Annotated in this window: 4 protein-coding genes and 2 pseudogenes; 2 read left to right on the top strand and 4 right to left on the bottom strand. The window is 62.7% G+C overall.

The window, feature by feature from the left end:
* From BDO18943_RS42010 to BDO18943_RS41995, 4 genes and pseudogenes are all read right to left on the bottom strand, one after another.
* A pseudogene (locus BDO18943_RS42010) lies at positions 1-289 on the bottom strand (energy transducer TonB); the annotation flags it as partial.
* Positions 290-447: 158 nt separating this feature from the next.
* Positions 448-2406 carry a TonB-dependent siderophore receptor gene (locus BDO18943_RS42005; RefSeq protein ID WP_235996338.1) on the bottom strand — a complete coding sequence of 653 codons (1959 nt, stop codon included), beginning with the start codon at positions 2404-2406 and terminating at the stop codon, positions 448-450.
* Between the two features lie 306 nt (positions 2407-2712).
* Entirely contained in the window at positions 2713-3339 is a 627-nt protein-coding gene (locus BDO18943_RS42000; RefSeq protein WP_175026679.1) for a TetR/AcrR family transcriptional regulator, read from the bottom strand.
* Between the two features lie 240 nt (positions 3340-3579).
* Entirely contained in the window at positions 3580-3804 is a 225-nt protein-coding gene (locus BDO18943_RS41995; RefSeq protein WP_175026678.1) for a hypothetical protein, read from the bottom strand.
* A gap of 82 nt (positions 3805-3886) precedes the next feature.
* Here BDO18943_RS41995 and BDO18943_RS41990 point away from each other — a divergent pair.
* Positions 3887-4435: pseudogene (locus tag BDO18943_RS41990) on the top strand (IS5 family transposase); the annotation flags it as partial.
* Positions 4436-4774: 339 nt separating this feature from the next.
* The gene (locus BDO18943_RS41985) at positions 4775-6394 is read left to right on the top strand and encodes a methyl-accepting chemotaxis protein (protein WP_175026677.1); all 1620 of its coding nucleotides are present in this window, start codon (positions 4775-4777) and stop codon (positions 6392-6394) included.
* Positions 6395-6511 lie beyond the last annotated feature (117 nt).

Below are 6511 nucleotides of genomic sequence, written 5' to 3'. Positions count from 1 at the left end.
AGGGCCGCGCAGCGGGCGGCGGTACGGATGCCGACGGCGCTGGCGCGGGGGGCGGCACGTGGCGCGGCTGCGGTGCATGCCGCGCCTGAGGCAACGGCTTCGGCGGTGTCACCGGCTTGGGTGCAGGCGCTTGCGGCAGCGGTTGCGGTGCGGCCGTCATCTGCAACGCGATGGGCGGCGTGACGACCGGTTCGTGCGACGCGGGCCGCGCATGCAGCCACGCCGCGATCAGCGCCGCATGCAACACGCCGACGACGAGCGCGCCGCCCACGGCCTGACGAGCGGTCACAGGACCGCCGTCACGCGCGTCGAACGATGCATCGGCGCGGGCACGCTCATGCCGCGACTCAGCGGGCACACCATGCCTGGCCCCGGCGACGACCGCCCGCCACGCCGCGCGCCGCCGCTGCGAAAGCGCGGAATCTTCGACAGTCAGCGATGCGGCGCTCACAGGTCGAACCTCGCGTTGAGCGCGAGCGTGCGCGGCGCGCCGACAAAGAGGTAATCGGACTGCAGGAAGCCCCAGTAATGGCGATTGAAGATGTTGTCGACTTCGGCGCGCAGCGTCACACCATGGCCGCCGATCGTCGTGCGATAGCTGAGGCCTGCATTGAACAGCGTGTAGCTCGGCAGCACAAACTGATTGTTCGCATCGGCTTTCATGCTGCCGTAGTAATGCGCCTCGACGTTCGCGGTCAGACCTTGCAGGCCCGGAATGCGGTCGCTCACCTGCAACGTGGCCTGCCAGCGCGGAATGCCCTCGACGCGATTGCCGACGAGATCCGCTTCGGTCTCGTTATACGTGCCCGCTTCCCACGCGGTGCTCGCCGCGACACGGAAACCCGCTGGCAGATCGACGCGACCGTTCAGTTCGAGGCCAGTGATGCGCACCTTGCCGTTCGATACGTACACGTTCTGCGCATTGCCGTATTGCGCGCCGCGCTCGATGCGGAACAGCGCGGCGGACGCGCCATAGTGCTGGGCGTCATACTTCACGCCCACTTCGTATTGCTTGCTCTTGATCGGGTCGAGCACCTGGTCGGCGTTCGCGTAGCTTGACCCCGCCGTGCCGCCGTCCTCGAGCGCCTCGACGTAGCTCGCGTAAAACATCAGGTCGCTGCGCGGACGATACATCAGCGCGAGTGTGGGTGTGATCGGCGTCTTCGTATAGGTGCTGCCGGCCGTGCCGGGCGCGGTATACGACGTCTGGCGATAGCTCGTGTAGCGAACGCCTGCGAGAATCGACCAGTATTTCAGGAAGCTCAGCGTGTCGCTTGCAAACAGCGACTTCTGCTGCGAATTGAAATTGTTGTACTGCTGGCCGTAGTCGAACGTGCCGTTCCACGTTAGCGGCGTGATCGGGTTGTAAAGGTTGTTCGAGCCGATATCCGTGTACAGTGCCTTCGGCACGGTCTTCTTCGAGAGCCACTGTTCCGACGCGCCGAGCACGACCTGATGATCGATCGGCCCCGTCGAGAATTTGCCTTCGAGCGTCGCCTGCACGATATCGTAGATCGACGAGCCGCGAGCTCGGTTCAGGATCGTATCGAAATCGCCCTGCGGATTGAGCAGATTGAGCCATTGCCCCGAGTAGCTCCGTTCGTCCTTGCTATGGCTGTAGTCGATGCTCGCTTTCCACACCGGATCGATCTGCCAATGCAAGCCGCTGCTCAGGAAATAGACGTTCGAATTGAAGAACGTATCGCCATAAGCGGAAAGATTCGTGCGTCCGCTCGGCGCGCGCGGCACGCTCGCACCAGTGAAATCGCCGAGCGTGATGTCCTGAATGCCGCCGTCCACCTTGCGCGACTGATAAAGACCGTCGAACGTCCACGTGAGCGACTGCGTCAGGCGCGCATCGAGCGACAGCGACTCCGAATTGCGCAGCACATGCGCGCCGTTGTACGTATCGCCCTGCTCGTGCGTGATGTTGAAGCGATAGCCGAACATGCTCTGCGGGCCAAAGCGGCCACCCGTGTCGATGTGTTCGCTCGCTACGCCGTCGGAGCTATAGCCGACATCTGCACTGAACGTGAACGTATCGGTCGGCTTCTTCGTCACGAAGTTGATGATGCCGCCCGGCGCACCGAAGCCATACATGAAACCGGATGCGCCTTTGAGCAACTGAATCGATTCGAACGACTCGACGGGCAGTTCGACGGTCGTCATATAGAACGGCAGGCCGTTGATCTTGTAGCCGTTGAAATCGTCGAGCGCCATGCCGCGAACATTGATCGAATACGCGTTGAATGAATACGTATCGCCTAACGACAGCACCGCCGCGTCCTCGGCGAACACCTTGCCGAGCGACTTCACCTGACGGTCTTCGAGATCCTGTTGCGTGACCACGCGTGTGGAAAATGGCGTTTCCAGATCCGAACGCGTGCCGAGCGCGCCGCTCGACACCTTAGGCGCCTGTCGGCGCGAACCCTGCACCGTCACGGTGGAAAGGCTGCGTACTGTGTCGATCGACTTTGCGGTTGGCGTTGCAGTCTGCTTGCCCGCTGAATTTTTCGTCGACGTAGCCGACGACGCGTCATCGTTCGCACTGTTTTCGTCGGCGGCGTACACGTGGCCTGCCGTCAACAACCCCGCACCGACCAGCATGGCTGGAAGCACACCCAAATGGAGAAGTCCCGCCTTCATAATTAGTAATCCGATATAATATGGAGAGTCCAAAGAGCACCAAAGCCGAACCGAAACTTCCCCGTGTCAGGCGCGAGCCGGAATCGGCCGCTCGATGTACGCGTTCAGAATCTCGATGAAATGCTCGAAAGCCTGATCGGGAATCGACGGATCCCGAACGAAAAACTCCTGCAGACACAAGCCACGAATGAAGCACACGATCACATAGCGCATGAGAGACGGCTTGGGTGATTTGTCGACGCACGTATCAATCGGGTGACCGCTCTCGTCGTCGCCGATCGGGTGCGACAGCAGCGCCTCGTTGAATCGCTCCCGCAGATCCGTATCGCTTTGCAACGCCCAATAGAACTCCAGCGACGTCGGGAAGGTTTCACGCATCTGCGCGCGCCATATGGTCACCTCGTCGCGTACACTCGCGCCGGCCGCGATACGCCGTTCGAGCATGCCGATTTTCGTGCCGATCCACGTGACGTAGGACGCCACGAGCAACTCGTTCTTGTGAGGAAAATGATGAAGCAGCGCGCCGCGCGACAGTCCCGAACGCCGGCAGATTTCGCTGATGGAAGCCTTCGCGTAGCCCACCTCCCGGAGGCACGCAAGCGTCGCGTTGATCAGTGCGTGACGGGCGGCGGAGCTGCGCGCGTGCTGCGAGCGCCGTGGCTGCTTCCCGGTATCGGTGGTCAGGTTCGTCATGATGTATGGCGCGTCCAACTCGCACTATGTGCGATCGGACTGCTGCTCGTTAATATTGCTCGCTGGAGCCTTGCTGCAGTGCCGCAGCAAAACAATACAGTTGACATGTTATTGAGGGGATATCGGCATGTCCAAGAAAATTCCCTCACATACTTATCTGCAGAATTCGCGCAACCGTACGGTTTCCGGCAGGCGCGGACCTATCGGTCCACGCTGCGATGCGTGGTTGCCCGAGTGGGTTCAGCCAAGCGTCACGTCAACGCATGGTGGCTCCGACACTGCCTTGACGAGTTCGCCGATGTGCCTCGCGTCGCACAGATCGTCCCGCGCTTGCTGCAATGCAGCGAGACGTTTCACCGTATCGCCGACGCGAACGACCGCGACCGCTGCTTTCATCGACACCTTCGCCCCCGACTTTGCCTGACGGATGTCGCGCAGAACGCCGGAAGCGATGGCCGCGAGCATGCTACCCGCGCCCGCCAGCGCCTCGAGCGATGCGGCACGACGCCATGTTGAACCATGGATCGATCCCGTCTGCCACCGTGATCTGGCTCTGTTGCGCCGGCTGCGTGAGCATGACCAAATTGATTGGGAGCGGGCGAGCATCGATGGCGCCAGCGTTCCCAGCCCAGGGGCGCGCAAACCAGCCCCAACCCGACGGACCGGGGCAAGCTCGGGTCGAAACGACACATCGTCGTAGATGCCCGAGGCATTCCGCTGGCCGCCACGGTCACGGGTGCCCACCGGCATGATTCGATGGCATTCGAATCCACGCGCGATGCGAGTCCCGCAGTGTCGGGCCTGAATGGCGAGCCTCGCAACGCCCTGGCAAACGCATGCCGACCACGGCTACGACTTTGCTCGCGGTCGGCGTCACCTGAAGCAACGTGCCATCACGGCTCGTATCGCTCGTCGCGGTGTGGAAAACAAGGAAAAGCGCCGACGGCATCGCTGGATAGTCGAGCGCACGCATGCCTGGATTGCCGGTTTCAGCAAGCTGCGCATTCGATTCGAGCGTCGTCTCGACATTCATGTCGCGTTGCTTTCCCTTGCCGCTGCCGTCATCTGCTCCCGCTTCATTGATGACTTGTGTTAGCGACTCTAAGCCGCGAGAAATTTATTTATTCACCCATAAAATCAAACAAATTCATCAGACAATTATTCGCATAGACACCGGCACCGTTTCACCCAATAAAACCGGTTTCAAATTCCACGTATAAACCTTTGAATCACGGGCGCTCCAGCGGTTTTTGATCGAAATCGAGAACCTCCAGCCGACAAGGCTTTCAGCGCTAAAAAAACTAATATCAGGGTTTTCTACGGGTAAAGAATCATCAGCCACACCCGTTAATGCCGGCACGAGCCCGCATCTGGTCGAACAATAATTTCAATTTGCCAACCACTCGCGCAGGGGCACTACGTGAAAATCGCCAGAATGAGTATCAAAATAAAACTCCTTGGCGGCTTCGGCCTGCTCGCCGCGGTCGTCGTGATCGTGTCGGGCATGGCACTCAAGGCGCTATCCGATACCAACGCCGAGTTTTCCCGCTACATGAACGGCATCAGCGCGCGGGCGAACCTGTCCGCGCAGATCCGCACGGCCGTCGACCGGCGCGCGATCGCCGCGCGCAACCTCGTGCTCGTGACCAAGCCGTCCGACCTCGAGCTCGAACTGGCCGAGGTGAACCAGGCGCACAAGGACGTGCAGGAGCATCTCGCGAAGCTCAAGGCAATGATGGCGGACGCGACCGACACGTCCGTTCGCGCACGCGAACTGGTGGCCGACATCGTGCGCATCGAAACCAGCTACGGGCCCGTCGCGCTGCGCATCGTCGGGCTCGCGCAGGCCGGCAAGAAAGACGAGGCGACCGCCGACATCGACGACAACTGCCGGCCACTGCTCGCGCAGCTGGTGCGCGCGACCGACGCGTACGCGACCTATACGCATGAACGCGAACTCGCGATCGCCCAACAATTCGCGGATCGCTATGCGATGGAGCGCAACCTGCTGGCCGGCATCTGCCTCGGTGCCGTCGCGATCGCGGTCTGCGGCGGCCTGTGGTTGACGCGCAAGATCACGGTACCGATCGGCGCGGCCGTGGACGTTGCACGCACGGTCGCGAACGGCGATCTCGGCAGCCGCATCGACGTGAGCGGCAACGACGAGACGCGCGATCTGCTCGAAGCGCTGCGAACGATGAACGAGCGGCTGATCGGCATCGTCGGCCGTGTGCGCGATTCGTCGAACAGCATCGCGCATGCGGTGAGCGAGATCGCGTCCGGCAACCTCGATCTGAGCCAGCGCACCGAGGAACAGGCCGCGTCGCTGCAGGAGACCGCCGCGACGATGGAGGAATTCACGTCGACGGTGCGGCTGAACGCGGAGAACGCGCAACAGGCGAGCGCGCTCGCCGCGAACGCGTCGGATGTCGCGCATCGCGGCAGCTCGGTGGTCGGCCGCGTGGTCGACACGATGACGGAAATCGGCCACCGCTCGTCGAAGATCGCCGACATCACCGGCATCATCGAAGGCATCGCCTTCCAGACCAACATCCTCGCGCTGAACGCGGCCGTCGAAGCGGCGCGGGCGGGCGAACAGGGCCGCGGCTTCGCGGTCGTCGCGAGCGAGGTGCGCAGTCTCGCGCAGCGCTCGTCGACGGCGGCGAAGGAGATCAAGGAACTGATCTCCGCGTCGGTGCAGACGATCCGCGACGGCTCGGCGCTCGCCGGCGAAGCCGGCAAGACGATGTCGGACGTCACGCAGGCCGTCGCGCGCGTGACGGACATCATGGGCGAGATCGCGGCCGCGTCGGCCGAGCAGAGCCGCGGCATCGACCAGGTGAACCTGACGATCACGCAGATGGACGAGACGACGCAGCAGAACGCCGCGCTCGTCGAGCAGGCCGCGGCCGCCTCGAAGTCGCTCGAGGCGCAAGGCCACGAACTGTCCGAAACGGTCTCCGCGTTCCGGATGCCGGCCGGCACGCATGCGACGTCACCGGGCGGGCTCGCGCACGTGCAGGCCACGCATCACTGGCAACCGGCCACCGCGTAGCGGATGCCGCAGGGAGACGACGATGCGCACGGCGTTCCACCGGTGTGCGGTGTGCGGTGTGCGGTGTGCGGTGTGCGGTGTGCGGTGTGCGGTGTGCGGTGTGCGGTGTGCGGTGTG

Origin of the sequence: Burkholderia aenigmatica, assembly GCF_902499175.1 — a bacterium.
In the GTDB taxonomy this organism is placed as follows: Bacteria; Pseudomonadota; Gammaproteobacteria; order Burkholderiales; family Burkholderiaceae; genus Burkholderia; species Burkholderia aenigmatica.
Note: the sequence above shows the minus strand (reverse complement) of the source record. Positions and strands in the feature narration are given on the sequence as shown.

Excerpts from the sequence above, each read along its gene's own strand:
- BDO18943_RS42000 (WP_175026679.1), bottom strand. The coding sequence starts at position 3,339 with ATGACGAACCTGACCACCGATACCGGGAAGCAGCCACGGCGCTCGCAG.
- BDO18943_RS41995 (WP_175026678.1), bottom strand. The coding sequence starts at position 3,804 with ATGCTCGCGGCCATCGCTTCCGGCGTTCTGCGCGACATCCGTCAGGCA.
- BDO18943_RS41985 (WP_175026677.1), top strand. The coding sequence starts at position 4,775 with ATGAGTATCAAAATAAAACTCCTTGGCGGCTTCGGCCTGCTCGCCGCG.